16 protein-coding genes are annotated in these 16,459 nt (G+C 60.9%); 15 read left to right on the forward strand and 1 reads right to left on the reverse strand.

The genetic code is table 11. From position 1 onward, the window contains the following. Nucleotides 1–2: 2 nt before the first annotated feature. Together tgt and NKH93_RS18275 are read left to right on the forward strand one after the other, a co-directional pair. Nucleotides 3–1,133 carry a tRNA guanosine(34) transglycosylase Tgt gene (tgt, locus tag NKH93_RS18270; RefSeq protein WP_352448774.1) on the forward strand — a complete coding sequence of 377 codons (1,131 nt, stop codon included), beginning with the start codon at nt 3–5 and terminating at the stop codon, nt 1,131–1,133. Nucleotides 1,134–1,372: 239 nt separating this feature from the next. Next, nucleotides 1,373–2,728, forward strand: coding sequence for a glycosyltransferase family protein (locus NKH93_RS18275; protein ID WP_352971241.1), 1,356 nt, complete (start codon nt 1,373–1,375; stop codon nt 2,726–2,728). Between the two features lie 9 nt (nt 2,729–2,737). Here NKH93_RS18275 and NKH93_RS18280 read toward each other — a convergent pair whose 3' ends face one another. Continuing rightward, nucleotides 2,738–3,157, reverse strand: coding sequence for a DUF4864 domain-containing protein (locus tag NKH93_RS18280; RefSeq protein WP_352455762.1), 420 nt, complete (start codon nt 3,155–3,157; stop codon nt 2,738–2,740). Between the two features lie 236 nt (nt 3,158–3,393). Here NKH93_RS18280 and NKH93_RS18285 point away from each other — a divergent pair, with 236 nt between their 5' ends. The 13 genes from NKH93_RS18285 (at nt 3,394) to NKH93_RS18345 (ending at nt 16,393) form a co-directional block, all read left to right on the forward strand. Then, nucleotides 3,394–3,630 carry an Lrp/AsnC ligand binding domain-containing protein gene (locus NKH93_RS18285; protein WP_023674883.1) on the forward strand — a complete coding sequence of 79 codons (237 nt, stop codon included), beginning with the start codon at nt 3,394–3,396 and terminating at the stop codon, nt 3,628–3,630. Between the two features lie 172 nt (nt 3,631–3,802). Then, a complete protein-coding gene (locus NKH93_RS18290; RefSeq protein ID WP_352613762.1) occupies nt 3,803–5,215 on the forward strand; it encodes a circularly permuted type 2 ATP-grasp protein in 1,413 nt (470 codons plus the stop codon). 178 nt (nt 5,216–5,393) lie between these two features. After that, nucleotides 5,394–6,335: an alpha-E domain-containing protein gene (locus tag NKH93_RS18295; protein ID WP_352540590.1), complete on the forward strand. Its 942-nt coding sequence runs from the start codon at nt 5,394–5,396 to the stop codon at nt 6,333–6,335. A 61-nt stretch (nt 6,336–6,396) separates the two neighbouring features. Further along, nucleotides 6,397–7,191 carry a transglutaminase family protein gene (locus NKH93_RS18300; RefSeq protein WP_352455718.1) on the forward strand — a complete coding sequence of 265 codons (795 nt, stop codon included), beginning with the start codon at nt 6,397–6,399 and terminating at the stop codon, nt 7,189–7,191. Between the two features lie 31 nt (nt 7,192–7,222). Further along, nucleotides 7,223–7,954 carry a proteasome-type protease gene (locus NKH93_RS18305; RefSeq protein ID WP_352448780.1) on the forward strand — a complete coding sequence of 244 codons (732 nt, stop codon included), beginning with the start codon at nt 7,223–7,225 and terminating at the stop codon, nt 7,952–7,954. A 58-nt stretch (nt 7,955–8,012) separates the two neighbouring features. After that, nucleotides 8,013–9,425 carry a pyridoxal phosphate-dependent decarboxylase family protein gene (locus NKH93_RS18310; protein WP_352872383.1) on the forward strand — a complete coding sequence of 471 codons (1,413 nt, stop codon included), beginning with the start codon at nt 8,013–8,015 and terminating at the stop codon, nt 9,423–9,425. A gap of 128 nt (nt 9,426–9,553) precedes the next feature. Then, nucleotides 9,554–10,321, forward strand: coding sequence for a DeoR/GlpR family DNA-binding transcription regulator (locus NKH93_RS18315; RefSeq protein WP_023674889.1), 768 nt, complete (start codon nt 9,554–9,556; stop codon nt 10,319–10,321). A gap of 125 nt (nt 10,322–10,446) precedes the next feature. After that, nucleotides 10,447–11,973: a glycerol-3-phosphate dehydrogenase gene (gene glpD / locus NKH93_RS18320; RefSeq protein ID WP_023674890.1), complete on the forward strand. Its 1,527-nt coding sequence runs from the start codon at nt 10,447–10,449 to the stop codon at nt 11,971–11,973. Between the two features lie 39 nt (nt 11,974–12,012). Next, nucleotides 12,013–13,092, forward strand: a complete 1,080-nt coding sequence (locus NKH93_RS18325; RefSeq protein ID WP_352682851.1) for an ABC transporter ATP-binding protein — start codon at nt 12,013–12,015, stop codon at nt 13,090–13,092. 9 nt (nt 13,093–13,101) lie between these two features. Next, nucleotides 13,102–14,169, forward strand: a complete 1,068-nt coding sequence (locus NKH93_RS18330) for an ABC transporter ATP-binding protein (protein ID WP_352971248.1) — start codon at nt 13,102–13,104, stop codon at nt 14,167–14,169. A gap of 1 nt (nt 14,170) precedes the next feature. Continuing rightward, nucleotides 14,171–15,037 (forward strand): carbohydrate ABC transporter permease, encoded by an 867-nt coding sequence (locus NKH93_RS18335; RefSeq protein WP_023674893.1) that lies wholly within the window; start codon nt 14,171–14,173, stop codon nt 15,035–15,037. Nucleotide 15,038: 1 nt separating this feature from the next. After that, nucleotides 15,039–15,953 carry a carbohydrate ABC transporter permease gene (locus tag NKH93_RS18340; protein WP_502896460.1) on the forward strand — a complete coding sequence of 305 codons (915 nt, stop codon included), beginning with the start codon at nt 15,039–15,041 and terminating at the stop codon, nt 15,951–15,953. A gap of 173 nt (nt 15,954–16,126) precedes the next feature. Continuing rightward, nucleotides 16,127–16,393, forward strand: coding sequence for a DUF2160 domain-containing protein (locus NKH93_RS18345; protein ID WP_031193610.1), 267 nt, complete (start codon nt 16,127–16,129; stop codon nt 16,391–16,393). The last annotated feature ends 66 nt before the right edge of the window (nt 16,394–16,459 follow it).

A 16,459-nucleotide genomic window follows, 5' to 3' on the forward strand; every position in this document is an offset into this window, starting at 1 on the left:
CAATGACTGACGCATTCACCTTCAAGGTGCTGGCGACCGACGGCAGGGCGCGGCGTGGTGCAATCACCATGCCGCGCGGGGAAATCCGCACGCCTGCCTTCATGCCGGTCGGTACCGGCGGCACGGTGAAGGCCATGTATATGGATCAGGTGCGCGGCGTCGGCTCGGACATTATCCTCGGCAACACCTACCACCTGATGCTAAGACCCGGCGCCGAGCGCGTGGCGCGGCTCGGCGGCCTGCATGAATTCGCCCGCTGGCCGCATCCAATCCTGACCGACAGCGGCGGCTTCCAGGTGATGTCGCTGTCGAAGCTGCGGAAACTGACCGAGAACGGCGTTACCTTCCGTTCGCATATCGACGGCGGCGCCTACGAGATGTCGCCAGAGCGTTCGATAGAGATCCAGGGGCTGCTCGATTCCGACATCCAGATGCAGCTCGACGAATGCACGGCTCTGCCGGCCAAGCAGAACGAGATCGAGCGTGCCATGGAGTTGTCGTTGCGCTGGGCCGAGCGTTGCAAGACGGCATTCGGCGAGCAGCCCGGCAAGGCGATGTTCGGCATTGTGCAAGGCGGCGACGTGCCGGATCTGCGGCTGCGCTCGGCGCAGGCGCTGAAGGCAATGGAGCTGAAGGGTTACGCGATCGGCGGGCTGGCTGTCGGCGAGCCGCAAGCGGTGATGCTGGAGATGCTCGACATCACTTGCCCGGAGCTGCCGGCTGACCGGCCGCGCTACCTGATGGGCGTCGGCACCCCGGACGACATTTTGAAGTCGGTTGCGCGCGGCATCGACATGTTCGACTGCGTGATGCCGACGCGGGCAGGGCGCCACGGCCTTGCCTACACACGGCGCGGCAAGGTCAATCTGCGCAACGCCCGCCATGCCGACGATCCGCGTCCGCTCGATGAGGAAAGCGACTGCCCGGCCGCACGCGACTATTCGCGGGCCTACTTGCACCATCTGGTGCGCTCGCAAGAGGCGCTTGGGGCGATGCTCCTGACCTGGAACAATCTGTCCTATTACCAGCAGCTGATGCGCGATATTCGTGAAGCGATCGAGGCTGGCAGGTTCGCCGAACAAGCCGAGATCATCACGCAGCAATGGGCAAACGGTGACCTCGCCGTCCGGTAGGCATGCTCGCCAGGAATCCGGCTCCAGGGAGGAGTTGCCCCTGCCATGAACTGTTTTGAAACGACTGCCTAATAAGCATTGCCGGACGACATCGGGCGAGGATCAAGAACCTGTTCGTTTCGCGGCACGTTTCAGTTCCTGGCACGACGGTGCGGACGAACGGCATCGCTTCGCCTTCGCCCTCCGTGGCTGTCCAGCGATGGACGGCTGGGTCGTTGCTTGCCGCTCTGATAATCGCCGTGACCGGTCTGGTCTTGCGCTTGCTTGGCGCGCGCGGCGACCTTTGGCTGGACGAGATCTGGAGCTTTGCGCTGATCAAGCCGCTGACGTCGATCGACCAGATATTCTGGCACGTCAATCACGACAACAATCATTTCCTCAACTCGGTCTATCTCTATCTCATTGGCCCCGATGCTTCGCCGCTGATCCAGCGAGGTCTGTCGATAGCATTAGGCGTTGCCACGATCGCTGCGGCGGCAGCGAGCGCCGCATCGCGCGGACGACAGGCGATGATTGCCACAAGCCTGTTGTTTGCCGTGAGCTACCCAATGGTCCATTACGGCTCGGAGGCGCGCGGCTATGCCGGCCTTGTGCTGTTCACGCTGCTTTCGGTGGTTTTTCTGGAGCGCCGGCTCGACAATAGACGGTGGTCTGGCGCGGCCTTGGCAGCGGCGATCCTTTTCGGCTTCCTGTGCCATCTCACAATGATCGGAATGGTGGCGGTCCTCGCAATCTGGACCGCCTGGCTCGCCTGGCAGCGTACGGCGAAGGTCGGCCGCGTCGTTGCGGACCTGGCGTCGATCTTCCTGCCGGGCTTGCTTGCCGTGCTGCCGCTGGCTGTCGGCGTGTTTGTCGGCTGCAGGCTGTTCGGCTTCAGTGTCGGTGGTGTTTCGCCATTCTCGATTGCCGCCTTCGCGCAGGGCTATGGCGGGATGATCCGCTCTCTGTTCGGCCTGCCACCCTGGTTTGGCGACGGGCCCTATATCGTTGCCGCCTGCGGTCTTGTCGGCCTCTCCGCCGGTGTCTGGCGCGGTCGTCGAGCCAGCCTTTATGCCATCGGGATTATCGGACTGCCTTTGCTCATGGCGGCGGCGCATCTGCCCAACCTTGAGTTCCCGCGCTATTTCATCATCAGCGGAACATTGCTGCTGCTCTGGGCCGGCGAGATGATTGGCCGCGGCCTGGATGCTCGCGGAACTGCCAGGCTGCTTGCGATGGGAGCGCTGGCGATCGTGGTGAGTGGAAGCATTTCGTCGGTGCTTCAGTTCTATCAATATGGACGCGGCTCCTACGCCGCTATCGTTGATGAAATGACCAGGAACGGCGCAACCACCTATGCCAGCGACGGTAATTTCCGCACCCCCATTGTCGTCAACTATTTTGCGGCGCGAATGGATCGTCGGGCATTGCTGGTCACAGACGACGGGATGTGCACCGAACGGCCCGCCTGGCTGGTCCTCGAAGGGGACGTGGACAAACAAGCCGAACATGTCCAACCTACGGCCGCATGCGCTCTGGCGTATGAACGGGCCGATGCGTCGAGGCATTGGGGGTTTTCAGGCCTGAGCTGGACGCTCTACCGGCGACAGGATTGAAACACCCCTTTAGGTGCTGAGCGACGTGGACGCACGCAGGCTGCAGCCGGTGATCCGAAAGCTGCCGTCAGGCTGTAGTTCGAGCGTGTAGACCGCCTCGTAGTCCTTGCCATCCGGGCCGACGATCAGCACTTGCTGGATGATCGAGGTCGGGCTCGTCTCGCGAACTTTGCCGAAGGAGTAGGTCTGCGGTTGGCGCACCGGCGGATAGCCTTTTGTCACCATGTTCATGAAGGTATCGACGGTCGGAAAGATGCGTTTCACATTCGGTGCGGCAAAGCTGTAGGCCGTCATTCCGTCATTGGCGATGAACGCCCTCAACTGCCCATCGATGACTGTCTGCGCCGCTTTGACTTCGGCGTCGCCAGCAAAGGCCTGGGATGCGAAAATGAATGGAACGACTGCGAATGCGAAAAACGCGCGGCGCATGGCCTGTCTCCGTTGTCCCTGAGAAATCGCTGCCTGAAGGTACATGATACCATACGCTTTGCAGTGCTTCAGGGTTTCAGCCGAGCGCAAACATTCGGCGTGGCAGTCCGTGTCCGAGCCGAGAAAGCATTGTCGAGGCGAGAACAGCCTGAGCGATTGCCGATGCTTGAAAGCCGGGCGGCAGTCTGCCACAAGGGCCGCTCGATTAGAGCGTGCGATGTGAGCAGGACCAGGCAATGAAGGCATTTTTCGTGCAGATAAAATGCGATCTGGGCAAGGCCTACGACGTTGCCAGCGCCCTGGCCGATGCCGAGATCGCTTCGGAAATCTACTCGACAGCCGGAAACTACGACCTGCTCGCCAAATTCTATGTCGACGACGAGGAAGACATCGGCCACTTCGTCAACGAGAAAGTGCAGATTCTTCCCGGCATCAAGGACACGTTCACGGTCGTCACCTTTCGCGCGTTTTGATCCGCATCCGGCATCTGCCCGGACACCAGGCAAAGCCTGATCAAGGCCCTATTGGTGCTGCCTTAATTTTAGGCAAGTGCGATATACTGATCGCCGGCGCCCAACAAATCACCGATTGCGCTTGATTTTCTCCAGCCAGGCCAGTGAAATGGCGCCACAGGGGAGTATGCGATTGGCAGCGTTCGATGAAATGCTTCCGGAAGTTTCCGGGCTGAGAAAACCGTATTCGGCTTACGATCGCTGGCTGAAGGAACAGGACCCGGCCAGACTTACCGAGAAGATGCAGGACGCCGAACGCGTCTTTCGCAAGACAGGCATCACTTTCGCCGTCTACGGCGAGCAGGAAGCATCGGAGCGGCTGATACCCTTCGATATCGTTCCGCGCATCATTTCGGGCAACGAATGGCGACGGCTGACGCAAGGCATCGAGCAGCGCGTCCAGGCGCTGAACGCCTTTCTCGACGACATCTACCATCGCCAGGAGATCTTACGCGCCGGCCGGGTGCCGAAGGAGTTGATCGCCAAGAACGAGGCGTTCCTGCCCGAGATGATCGGGGTGCGGCCGCCGGCCGGCGTCTATACGCACATCATCGGCGTCGACATCGTACGCATCAGCGAGAACGAGTTCTACGTGCTGGAGGACAACGCGCGCACGCCGTCCGGCGTCTCCTACATGCTGGAGAACCGCGAGACGATGATGCAGCTCTTTCCCGAGCTGTTCCAGCAGATCAAGGTGCGGCCGGTTGAGAATTACCCGCAGCTCTTGCGCCAGTCGCTGGCGGCAGTGCGGCCGCAAAGCACCAAGGGCGCGCCGACCATTGCCGTGCTGACGCCGGGCAGCTTCAACTCGGCGTATTTCGAACATGCTTTCCTTGCCGACCAGATGGGCGTGCAGCTTGTCGAGGGGCAGGATCTGCGCGTCGTCGATGGCCATGTCGCGATGCGCACCACCGAGGGCTACAAGCAGATCGACGTGCTTTACCGTCGTGTCGACGACTCGTTCCTCGATCCGCTGACCTTCCGCCCCGACTCGGCACTTGGCGTGCCGGGCATTATGGACGTCTACCGCGCCGGCAACATCACGATCGCCAATGCGCCGGGAACCGGCATCGCCGACGACAAGGCGATCTATTCCTACATGCCCGAGATCGTCGAATTCTACACCGGCCGCAAGGCGATCCTCGGCAACATCCCGACCTGGCGCTGCTCGGAGCCGGACAGCCTGAAATACGTGCTCGAACACATCGACGAATTGGTGATCAAGGAGGTCCACGGCTCCGGCGGTTACGGCATGCTGGTCGGTCCGGCGGCGACCAAGAAGGAATGCGAAGAGTTTTCCAAAAAGCTCGCGGCAAAACCGTCGAACTACATCGCCCAGCCGACGCTGGCGCTGTCGACCTGTCCGATCCTGACGGACAAGGGGCTGGCGCCGCGCCATGTCGATCTGCGCCCCTATGTGCTGGTTTCCGACCGTATCCAGATCGTGCCCGGCGGGCTGACCCGAGTAGCGCTCAAGGAAGGCTCGCTGGTCGTCAATTCCTCGCAAGGCGGGGGCACGAAGGATACGTGGGTGTTGGATGATTAGAGTGAAAGTAGTGAATAGTGAATAGTGAATAGTGAATAGTGAATAGTGAATAGGTAAGGATGTGGGTCGTTGATGTTGGTGAAATGCCCTGAAGTGAAGCGCGCGGAATCGTGCCCTGGAATCCGGATAGTCACCATTCACCATTCACCTTTCACTATTCACCACAGGACCGCCTGACATGCTTCTCGGCCGCACCGCCAACGGGCTCTACTGGATGAACCGCTACATCGAGCGGGCGGAAAACATGGCGCGGCTGGTGGATGCCGGCTTGCGCATGGCGCTGACTCGTACTCAGAACGCTTCGGAGGAGTGGAATTCGGTGCTGCTCAGCGCCGGTTCGGACGCCAGCTTCACGCAGAAATATTCCGACTACACCGCCGCCAATGTCGCCGACTATCTGCTGCGCGACACATCGAACCCGTCGAGCACGATGTCGTCTATCGAAACGGCCCGTAACAATGCCCGCATGGTGCGTACCGCACTGACGCGTGAGACCTGGGAAAGCATCAACGAAGCCTGGATGTCGCTGAAGCGGATACTGGCCAAGCCGATCGACGAGCGCGACCTGCCCAACGCGCTCGACGCAATCAAGCGCGAGACGGCGCTGATCCGCGGCTCGTTCTACGGCACGATGCTGCGCAACGAAATTTTCGATTTTTCGCAGCTCGGCACGTATGTCGAACGCGCCGACAACACCGCGCGCATCCTGGATGTGAAATACTACGTGCTGTTGCCGTCGATCTCCTGGGTCGGCTCGACGCTCGACAACTACCAGTGGGAATCGATCCTGCGCTCGGTGTCGGCGCACCGTTCCTATCGCTGGGTCTATGATGCCGACTACAAGCCGAGCAACATCGCCGATTATCTGATCCTCAACGTCCGCATGCCGCGCTCGCTGACCTTTTGCTACCGCTTCCTGACGGAGCATCTCAAATTCCTGGGTGACGACTATGGGGAGCGCCACGCCTGTCATGCGACGGCTGCCAAGACCCAGGCCATGCTGACGGCCGGGTCGATCAAGGATATTTTCGACGCCGGCCTGCACGAATTCCTGGCCAATTTCATCCGCGACAACACCAGGCTCGGCGACGAGATCGCGCAGGATTACAGGTTCTATTGAGCATGATCCCAAAAAGCGGAGACCGGTTTTCGGAAAAGCTCATGCTCCAGGGACGAGTGCGATGCGGCTGAAGATCACCCACCGGACCGAATACCGCTACGATGCGCCGGTGCACTATCTGTTGCAGCGTTTGCGGCTGCTCCCGGTGAACGGGCGCACCCAGACGGTACTGTCCTGGGCGCTGAAGATCGAAGGCGCACGCGAGGAAGTGCGCTTCACCGACCATTTCGGCAATGATACCCGGCTGTTGAGCGTCGAGGGCGAGCGCGACTTCATCACCGTCGAAGCAGCCGGCGAAGTGGTGACGCGCGACACCGCTGGCGTCTGCGGACCGCACCAGGGTTTCGCGCCGCTCTGGCTGTTCGGCCAGGAAACGCCGCTGACGACGATCGGCAGCGGCATTCGCGAGCTTGCTGCCTCGGTGGGCAAGGGTACCGACATCGAAAGGCTGCACCGGTTGATGGCGGTGATCGGCGAGCGCGTCGCTTATACGCCGGACACCACCAACGTGACGACGCCGGCCGAAGAGGCCCTGGCGCTCAAGACCGGCGTTTGCCAGGACCACAGCCACATCTTCGTTGCCGCGGCGCGTGCCATGGATTTTCCGGCCCGCTATATCAGCGGCTACCTGATGATGGATGCGGCCATCGAGCAGGCGGCAAGCCACGCCTGGGCCGAGGCGCATGTCTCGGGCCTCGGCTGGGTCGCCTTCGATGTCGCCAACGGCATTTCTCCGGACGAGCGTTATGTGAAGGTGGCGACCGGCCGCGATTATCGCGACGCCACGCCGGTATCTGGAATTCGGCTGGGACAGGCGGAAGAACAGCTTGCGGTCACCGTCACCGTGGAGCAGTAATCCCCGGCAAGATTGTTGCCAAAGAGATTCGATGACCTATTGCGTCGGCCTGAAGATCGATCGCGGGCTCGTGTTCATGTCGGACACGCGCACCAACGCCGGCATGGATTCGATCTCGACCTTCAGGAAGATGCATGTCTGGGAAGAGCCGGGCGAGCGCGTCATCGTTTTGATGTCGGCCGGCAATCTGGCGACGACGCAGGCCGTGGTCAGCCTGCTCGACGAACGCACCAAGGCAGTGGCGGAGCGCCGTGCCACACTGCTCGAAACGCCCTCCATGTACCAGACAGTCCGGTTGGTCGGAGACACCGTCAAGGAGGTCATCGCCAGTTCGTCGCCGGCGGGCGAAAAGGCGGATTCCTACTTCAACGCCTCCTTCATCCTCGGCGGTCAGATCAAGGGCAGCGCGCCGCGCCTGTTCATGATCTATCCGGAAGGCAATTTCATCGAATCCACCGACGACACGCCGTTCTTCCAGATCGGTGAGACCAAATACGGCAAGCCGATCATTATCCGTGCGTATGAAAAGACCATGAGTTTCGCCGAGACGGTGAAGTTGCTGCTGGTGTCGTTCGACTCGACGCTGAAGTCGAACCTGTCGGTCGGCCTGCCGCTCGACCTGCTGTTCTATGAAAAGGACACTTTCAAGGTCGGCCTCAAAAAGCGAATAACCCAGGACGATCAATATTATCGTACGATCTCGGATAGCTGGTCGAACGCGCTGAAGACCGCCTTTGCCAGTCTGCCTGATTTTCCCGAATGAAAACCTTCGTTTTTCGTGCTCTTTGATCGCGGCTCGATGAGGCGCTACGGAGGCGAAGATGAATAGCAACGAATTCCGCGAATGGTCGCTGCGAGCGGCTGAATGGGGCGCCGACTACAGAAACAGCCTTCGCGAAAAACCGGTGCGGCCGCTTGTCGAGCCGGGCGAAATCTTCAAAAGCATCGATGCCGCGCCGCCGGAAGACGGCGAAACGATGCAGGCAATCTTCGCCGATTTCGAACAAAAGATCTTGCCGGGCATGACGCACTGGCAGCATCCGCGTTTCTTCGCCTATTTCCCGGCTAACGCGGCACCGGTCTCCGTCGTGGCCGAGTATCTGGTTTCCGCGATGGCCGCGCAATGCATGCTCTGGCAGACCTCGCCGGCGGCAACCGAGCTCGAGACGCGTGTCGTCGACTGGATGCGGCAGGCGCTTGGTTTGCCGGAGGGATTTTCCGGCGTCATGCAGGATTCGGCTTCATCGGCGACGCTTGCCGCCGTGCTGACAATGCGCGAGCGCGCGCTCGACTGGCAAGGCAACAAGAACGGCTTGCAAGGGCAGCCGGTCGTGCGGATCTATTCTTCCGACCAGGTCCATACTTCTATCGACCGGGCGATCTGGGTGTCGGGCATCGGCGAGGCGAACCTCGTGCGCATTCCGGTCGCCGGACGCTTCCGCGCCATGCAGACGGCGGCTCTGGAAGCCGCGATCGTTACCGACCGCGAAAACGGCATGCTGCCGGCGGGCATCATCGCCAGCGTCGGCGGCACAAGTACCGGCGGCACCGACAATGTGGCGGCTGTTGCCGAGGTGGCGAAGCGGCACGGGCTCTACCTGCATGTCGATGCCGCATGGGCCGGCTCCGCCATGATCTGCCACGAGTTCCGGCATTTCTGGACCGGCGCCGAAAATGCCGATTCCATCGTCTTCAACCCGCATAAATGGTTGGGGGCACAGTTCGATTGCTCGATGCAGTTCATCCGCCAGCCGGAAGAGCTGGTCCGCACGCTGGCGATCAAGCCCGAATTCCTGAAAACGCATGGCCGCGACGGGGTCATCAACTACTCCGAATGGTCGGTGCCGCTCGGACGGAGGTTCCGCGCTCTGAAACTTTGGTTCCTGCTGCGTGCGTATGGCTTGGAAAATCTGCGGAACATGATCCGCAACCATGTTGCCTGGAGCGAGAGCCTCGCCGCGCGGCTGGCTCGGGAACCGGATTTCGAGATCGTCACGGAACCCATGCTGTCGCTATTCTCATTCCGCCATCTCGCGGCTGCGGCCATCGACTCTGACGAGCACAATTTGCGGTTGGTCAGCGCGATCAACGATGACGGCCGCATTTACCTGACGCAGACCCGGGTGGACGGGCAGGTGGCGATCCGCTTTCAGGTCGGGCAGTTCGAAACGACTGCGGCGGACGTCGATACTGCTTTCTCGGTCATCACTGAGATCGCGCGGGGGCTGAGTTGATAGCCTCGTCGAGATTGCGCCGGAGCTTTTCTCGCTGCAGTCGCCCGATTTTCATTAGCCGGCCCATACCTGTTCATGGCTTTCGTTTTCAGCTATAGACGAGAAAAACGAAAATGAGAGGTTGCTAGATGTATCTGTCGCCGCGTCATTCCGAAATCATCCAGATGGCCAAGGACCATGGCCGCGTACTGGTCGAGGAGCTGGCGACGCATTTCAACGTGACGCCGCAGACGATCCGCAAGGATCTCAACGATCTCTGCGACCAGCGGCTTTTGTCCCGCATCCATGGCGGGGCATTGTTCCCCTCCGGCATCGAGAACATGGAATATGAGGCTCGGCGCAAGATCGCCGCCGAGGAGAAGGAGGCGATCGGCCGCGCAGCAGCCCGGCTGATCCCCGATAACGCGTCTCTATTCATCAATATCGGGACAACGACGGAAGCTGTCAGCAAGTCGCTGCTCGATCACAGCGGCCTGATGGTCATCACCAATAACATCAATGTTGCCAACAGGATGCGTATATATCCTTCGATCGAGGTGGTGATCGCCGGCGGTGTCGTGCGCGGTTCCGACGGCGGTGTGGTCGGCGAGGCCGCGGTCGATTTCATCAGGCAGTTCAAGGTCGATTTTGCGGTGATCGGCGCCTCGGCCATCGACCATGACGGCGCACTGCTCGACTTCGATTTTCGCGAGGTGAAGGTGGCTCAGGCGATCATCGCCAACGCCCGACATGTGATCCTGGTGTCGGACCAGACCAAATTCGAGCGCACCGCGCCCGTCCGCATCGGCCATCTGTCGCAGGTCAACACCTTTATCACCGATCGTTGCGACATCCCGTCGGTGCGTAAGATCTGCCAGGAGGCAGAAGTTCAGCTGATCGAAACGTCGCTCTCCTAGAGATGCCGTAGCGGCATCTTCCGCCCATCATATTTCGTTTGACATTCGTTATCATTTCGAAATAATTCCGCTACGGTTTCGCAAGAACCCAAAAATGCTGCAATGCGAAGTCGAGGGAGGATTCTTTGAGCGCATCACCGATTCATGACATTTTCGTCATCGGTGGCGGCATCAATGGCTGCGGCATCGCCCGCGATGCCGTTGGACGTGGCTTTTCGGTCTTTCTTGCCGAGATGAACGATCTGGCCAGCGGGACCTCTTCCGGCTCGACCAAACTGATCCATGGCGGCTTGCGCTATCTCGAATTCTACGAATTCCGCCTGGTACGCGAAGCGCTGATGGAACGCGAGGTCCTGTGGAGGAACGCGCCGCACATCATCTGGCCGATGCGCTTCGTGCTGCCATACGCCAAGGGGCTGCGTCCGGCCTGGCTGATCCGGCTCGGGCTTTTCCTCTACGACCATATTGGCGGGCGCAAATTGCTGCCGCCGACGAAAACGCTGGACATGGCTAAGGATCCGGCCGGCAAGCCGCTGAAGCCGCTGTTTCGAAAGGCGTTCGAATATTCGGACGGTTGGGTCAACGATGCCCGGCTGGTTGTGTTGAACGCCCGCGACGCTGCCGAACGCGGTGCAACCATTCGAACCCGAACAAAGGTCGTCAGCGCACGCCGCGAAGGCAATCTCTGGACGGTCAGGCTTGAAAATGTGCGGACCGGCGATACCGAGGAGGTCAAGGCGCGGCTGCTGGTCAATGCCGCCGGCCCGTGGGTCGATCAGGTGCTGTCGGCCACCGTCGGCTTGAACGACGTGCACAATGTCCGCCTCGTACAAGGCAGCCACATCGTCGTGGGCAAGAAATTCGACGACCCACGCGCCTATTTCTTTCAGAACAAGGACGGGCGCATCATTTTCGCCATCCCTTACGAGGACGAGTTCACGCTCATCGGCACCACCGACCGTGACTATCCCGGCGATCCGCACAACGTCAGGATCAATGACGCCGAGATCGACTATCTCTGCGCTGCGGCAAGCGAATATTTCGCGCAGCCGGTCAAGCCGTCGGATATCGTCTGGACCTATTCCGCGGTGCGACCGCTCTACGACGATGGCGCCTCAAAGGCGCAGGAAGCCACCCGAGACTATGTGCTGAAGGCCGATGGAGGCGAGGGTGCCGCCCCGATTGTCAACGCCTTTGGCGGCAAGATCACGACCTACCGCCGATTGTCGGAATCGATGCTTGAGAAGATCGAGGGTTTTCTCGGCAAGCGCGGCAAACCATGGACGGCAAACGCGCCGCTGCCCGGCGGTGACTTTCCCGTCACCGGCTTCGATGCCGAGGTGGCGAAACTGAAAACGGCGTACCCGTTCCTCGACGCCCGGCTGGCCCGCCGGTTGACCCGGCTCTACGGCACCCGCGCAAGGAAGCTGCTGGGCCTCGCCAAGTCGAACGTCGATCTTGGCCGCAACTTTGGCGCCGATCTCTACGAAGCCGAGGTGCGCTACCTCGTCGAAAACGAATGGGCGATGACTGCCGAGGATGTATTGTGGCGCCGGACCAAGCGCGGCCTGCGTCTCAGCCGTGAGCAGGCGGCAGTGCTCGACGAGTTCATGCGCGGAATAAGCCGGCAGCACGTGGCGGCTGCCGAATAGGAACGGCCGACTGATGGAGAAAGCCTGGGAGGAGGCATCATGCTTGAACTGAGAAACGTGACGAAGACGGTGGGTGCGGCGGAACATATCCGCGACGTCTCGCTGACGCTTCAGCACGGCTCGCTCAACGTCCTGCTCGGGCCGACGCTCTCCGGCAAGACCAGCCTGATGCGGCTGATGGCGGGCCTCGACGTGCCGACCTCGGGCTCGGTCTGGTTTGATGGCAAGGATGTCACCGGCATGCCGGTGCAAAAGCGCAACGTCGCCATGGTCTACCAGCAATTCATCAATTATCCGGCGATGACGGTCTACGAAAACATCGCCTCACCGCTGCGGGTGGCCGGCACTGAGCAGGCAACGATCGACAGGGAGGTGCGCAATGCCGCCGCCCTTCTCAAACTAACGCCCTATCTCGACCGGACGCCTCTCAGTCTGTCGGGCGGCCAGCAGCAGCGCACCGCGCTGGCCCGCGCGATCGTCAAGAATGCCAGCCTCGTGCTGCTCGACGAGCCGCTCGCCAATCTCGACTACAAGCTGCGCGAAGAATTACGCGCGGAACTGCCGAAAGTCTTCGCGGCCGCCGGTACAATCTTTGTGTATGCCACGACCGAGCCGCACGAAGCCTTGCTGCTCGGCGGCAACACGGCGACGCTTTCCGAAGGCAGCATCACCCAGTTCGGGCCGACCATCGAAGTGTTCCGCAAACCGGTTGATCTGGTGACGGCGAGAACCTTCGCCGATCCGCCGCTCAACACCATCGTGCTTGCCAAGAAGGGTCTGGATTTCCTGCTCGAGGGCGGCGTGAAATTGCCGGTGCCGGCGGAACTCTTCGGCATTGCCGATGCGATCTATACGATCGGCTTCCAGCCGCATCATTTGTCCCTCGATCGGCCCAACGCCGCCGCAGTGCCGGTGCGCGCAAAGGTGACGATCACCGAGATCACCGGATCGGAAAGCTTCGTCCATCTCGATTTTGCCGATGCGCGCTGGGTCATGCTGACCCATGGCATTCGCGACTTCGAGCCGGACGAGGAGGTCGAGGTGTTCATCGACCCGCGCCACATCATGGTCTTCGACGAGCACGGCCGTGCCGTGGCCGCGCCGAAGCTGGCGGCCTAGGAGGAAGCGATGGCGCGCATCGATGTTAATCATATCCGCCACTCCTATCTGCAGAACCCGCGCACGGATGCCGATTTCGCGCTGAAGGAAGTGCACCACACCTTCGAGGATGGCGGCGCTTATGCGCTGCTCGGCCCATCCGGCTGCGGCAAGACCACGCTGCTCAACATCATTTCGGGATTGCTGCATCCCTCGCATGGCCAGCTGCTGTTCAACGGCAGGGACGTGACCAATCTGTCGACCCAAGAGCGCAACATCGCCCAGGTCTTCCAGTTCCCGGTGATCTACGACACGATGACCGTCTACGACAATCTGGCGTTCCCGCTGCGCAATCGCGGCGTGCCGGAGCCCGACGTCGACCGCAAGGTGCGCGAGACGCTGGAGATGACCGGGCTGGCCGATATGGCCAAACGAAAGGCGCGCGGACTGACCGCCGACCAGAAGCAGAAGATCTCGCTCGGGCGCGGGCTGGTGCGCTCCGACGTCAACGCCATCCTGTTCGACGAGCCTTTGACAGTCATCGACCCGCATATGAAATGGGTGCTGCGCTCGCAGTTGAAGCAGCTTCACCGCCGCTTCGGTTATACGATGGTCTATGTCACGCACGACCAGACCGAGGCGTTGACCTTCGCCGACAGGGTGGTCGTCATGTATGACGGCGAAATCGTGCAGATCGGCACACCGGCAGAGCTGTTCGAGCGCCCGCGCCACACCTTTGTCGGCTATTTCATCGGCTCGCCCGGCATGAATGTCATGCCGGTGGCGATCGACGGCAAGACAGCGAAGCTGGGCTCGCAGCAGATCGAACTGCCGGGCGTGCCCAAGGCGGGCGGCGGCGCCATCGAACTCGGCATCCGTCCCGAATATGTGCGCCTAGGCAGCCAGGGCATGGCCGTCCGGATCAGGAAGGTCGAGGACGTCGGCCGCCACAAGGTGGTCCGTGCCAATCTTGAAGGGCGCGAGATCGCCGCCGTCATCGGCGAGGACGAGACAGTTCCGGCTGATCCGAAGGTGCGGTTCGACCCGGCCGGCATCAACATCTATGCCAATTCCTGGCGCGTCGAGATGGGAGCCTGAAGTGGAAAAGACCTGGAACAACAGAGCCTGGTTCCTGGTGCTGCCGGTGCTGCTGCTGGTGGCGTTCTCGGCGGTCATACCGCTGATGACGGTCGTCAATTATTCGGTGCAGGACACTTTCGGCAATAACGTCTTCTTCTGGGCCGGCACGGAATGGTTCGAGGAACTGCTTTCCTCCAGCCGCTTCTGGCAGGCGATGATCCGCAACCTTGTCTTCTCCTTCATCATCCTGGCGATCGAAGTGCCGCTCGGCATCTTCATTGCGCTCAATATGCCGAAGAAGGGTTGGGGCGTGCCTGTTTGCCTTGTTTTGATGGCGTTGCCGCTGCTGATCCCGTGGAACGTCGTCGGCACCATCTGGCAGGTGTTCGGGCGCAACGACATTGGCCTGCTCGGCTATTACGTCAACGCGCTCGGCATCGACTATAATTATGTGCAAGACCCATACGACGCCTGGGTCACGGTCATCATCATGGACGTCTGGCATTGGACCAGCCTCGTCGTTCTGCTCTGCTATGCCGGCCTGGTCTCGATCCCGGATGCCTTTTATCAGGCGGCCAAGATCGACGGTGCCTCGCGCTGGGCGGTGTTCCGCTACATCCAGCTGCCGAAGATGAACCGCGTGCTGCTGATCGCCGTGCTGCTGCGCTTCATGGATAGCTTCATGATCTACACCGAACCGTTCGTGGTGACCGGCGGCGGACCCGGCAACTCGACGACCTTTCTTTCGATCGATCTCGTCAAGACGGCGCTCGGCCAGTTCGACCTCGGCCCGGCGGCGGCGATGTCGCTGGTCTACTTCCTTATCGTCCTGTTGTTGTCATGGGTGTTCTACACCGTGATGACCAATTACGACGCGGAGCGTTGAGATGAGCCGCACCGAAGAGAGAGCCGACAGGGTGAGCGAGACGACAGCTTCGGAAGGGCTCGCCAGCAGGCTACGGCAGGACGAGATCGCACGGCTGATGCGCCGTCGCGGCGAGGAGTCGCGTTGGTGGTGGATCGTGCCGACGCTCTACATCATCGTTCTGCTTTTGCCGATCTACTGGCTCATCAATATGAGCTTCAAGACCAATGGCGAGATCGTCTCGTCGCTGACGCTCTACCCGCACGCACCGACATTGGCGAATTACCGCACCATCTTCACCGACGCGTCCTGGTATTCGGGCTACATCAACTCGATCACCTATGTGGTTATGAACATGGTGATTTCGGTGGCTGCGGCACTGCCTGCTGCCTATGCCTTTTCGCGCTATCGCTTCCTCGGCGACAAGCATCTGTTCTTCTGGCTGCTGACCAACCGCATGGCGCCGCCGGCGGTGTTCGCGCTGCCATTCTTCCAGCTTTATTCGGCCTTCGGCCTTATCGACACCCACATCGCCGTGGCTCTGGCGCATTGCCTGTTCAACGTGCCGCTGGCGGTGTGGATCCTCGAAGGCTTCATGTCGGGCGTGCCCAAGGAGATCGACGAGACCGCCTATATCGACGGCTATTCGTTCCCGCGCTTCTTCATCAAGATCTTCATGCCGCTGATTGCGAGCGGCATCGGCGTGGCGTGCTTCTTCTGCTTCATGTTCTCGTGGGTGGAGCTCTTGATCGCCCGTACGCTGACGACAACCGATGCCAAGCCGATCGCCGCGACCATGACCCGCACCGTTTCGGCCGCCGGCATGGATTGGGGGCTGCTCGCCGCAGCCGGCGTGCTGACGCTGATTCCCGGCGCGCTCGTCATCTGGTTTGTGCGCAACTACATCGCCAAGGGCTTTGCCCTGGGGAGGGTATGATGGAGAAGGTCGACAGAAGCCCATGGTGGTGGGCCGTGCTGCTTCTCGCTCTGGTCGTCGTGGCCTGGGTGGCACTTCAAATCGATTTCGTGGCAATAACGGTAGGCTTCAGCGATCCGGCTAATATCCGCCTGTGGGGATTTAACCTCTCGTCCAACCTCGATTTTTCGTGGATGGCCTGGACGTGGCCGACCGCGGCCTTCTTTGGAACCATCTTTCTGCTGCTTTGTGGCATGGCGGTGTGGGAATACGTCTCGCCGGGCGGCAATCCGCGCGTCGGCGTGCTGCGGTTCGAAACGACGCGCGGCGACCGCCTGTTCCTGTCGCTGCTTGGCAGCGCCTTTATCCATCTCGCTTGGCTGGGTCTAGTCGGACCCAATCTGTGGTGGGCTCTCGCTCTCTCCGTGGTCTACGCCGTCGGCGTGTTCCGCTACGTATAGAGGGGGAAACTGTTGGAACGGCGGCGTGCCGGCCGCCGATCCAGATCGCACTTTGAACTTTAACAG

The organism is Mesorhizobium sp. M0954 (genome assembly GCF_040319155.1).
In the GTDB taxonomy this organism is placed as follows: domain Bacteria; phylum Pseudomonadota; class Alphaproteobacteria; order Rhizobiales; family Rhizobiaceae; genus Mesorhizobium.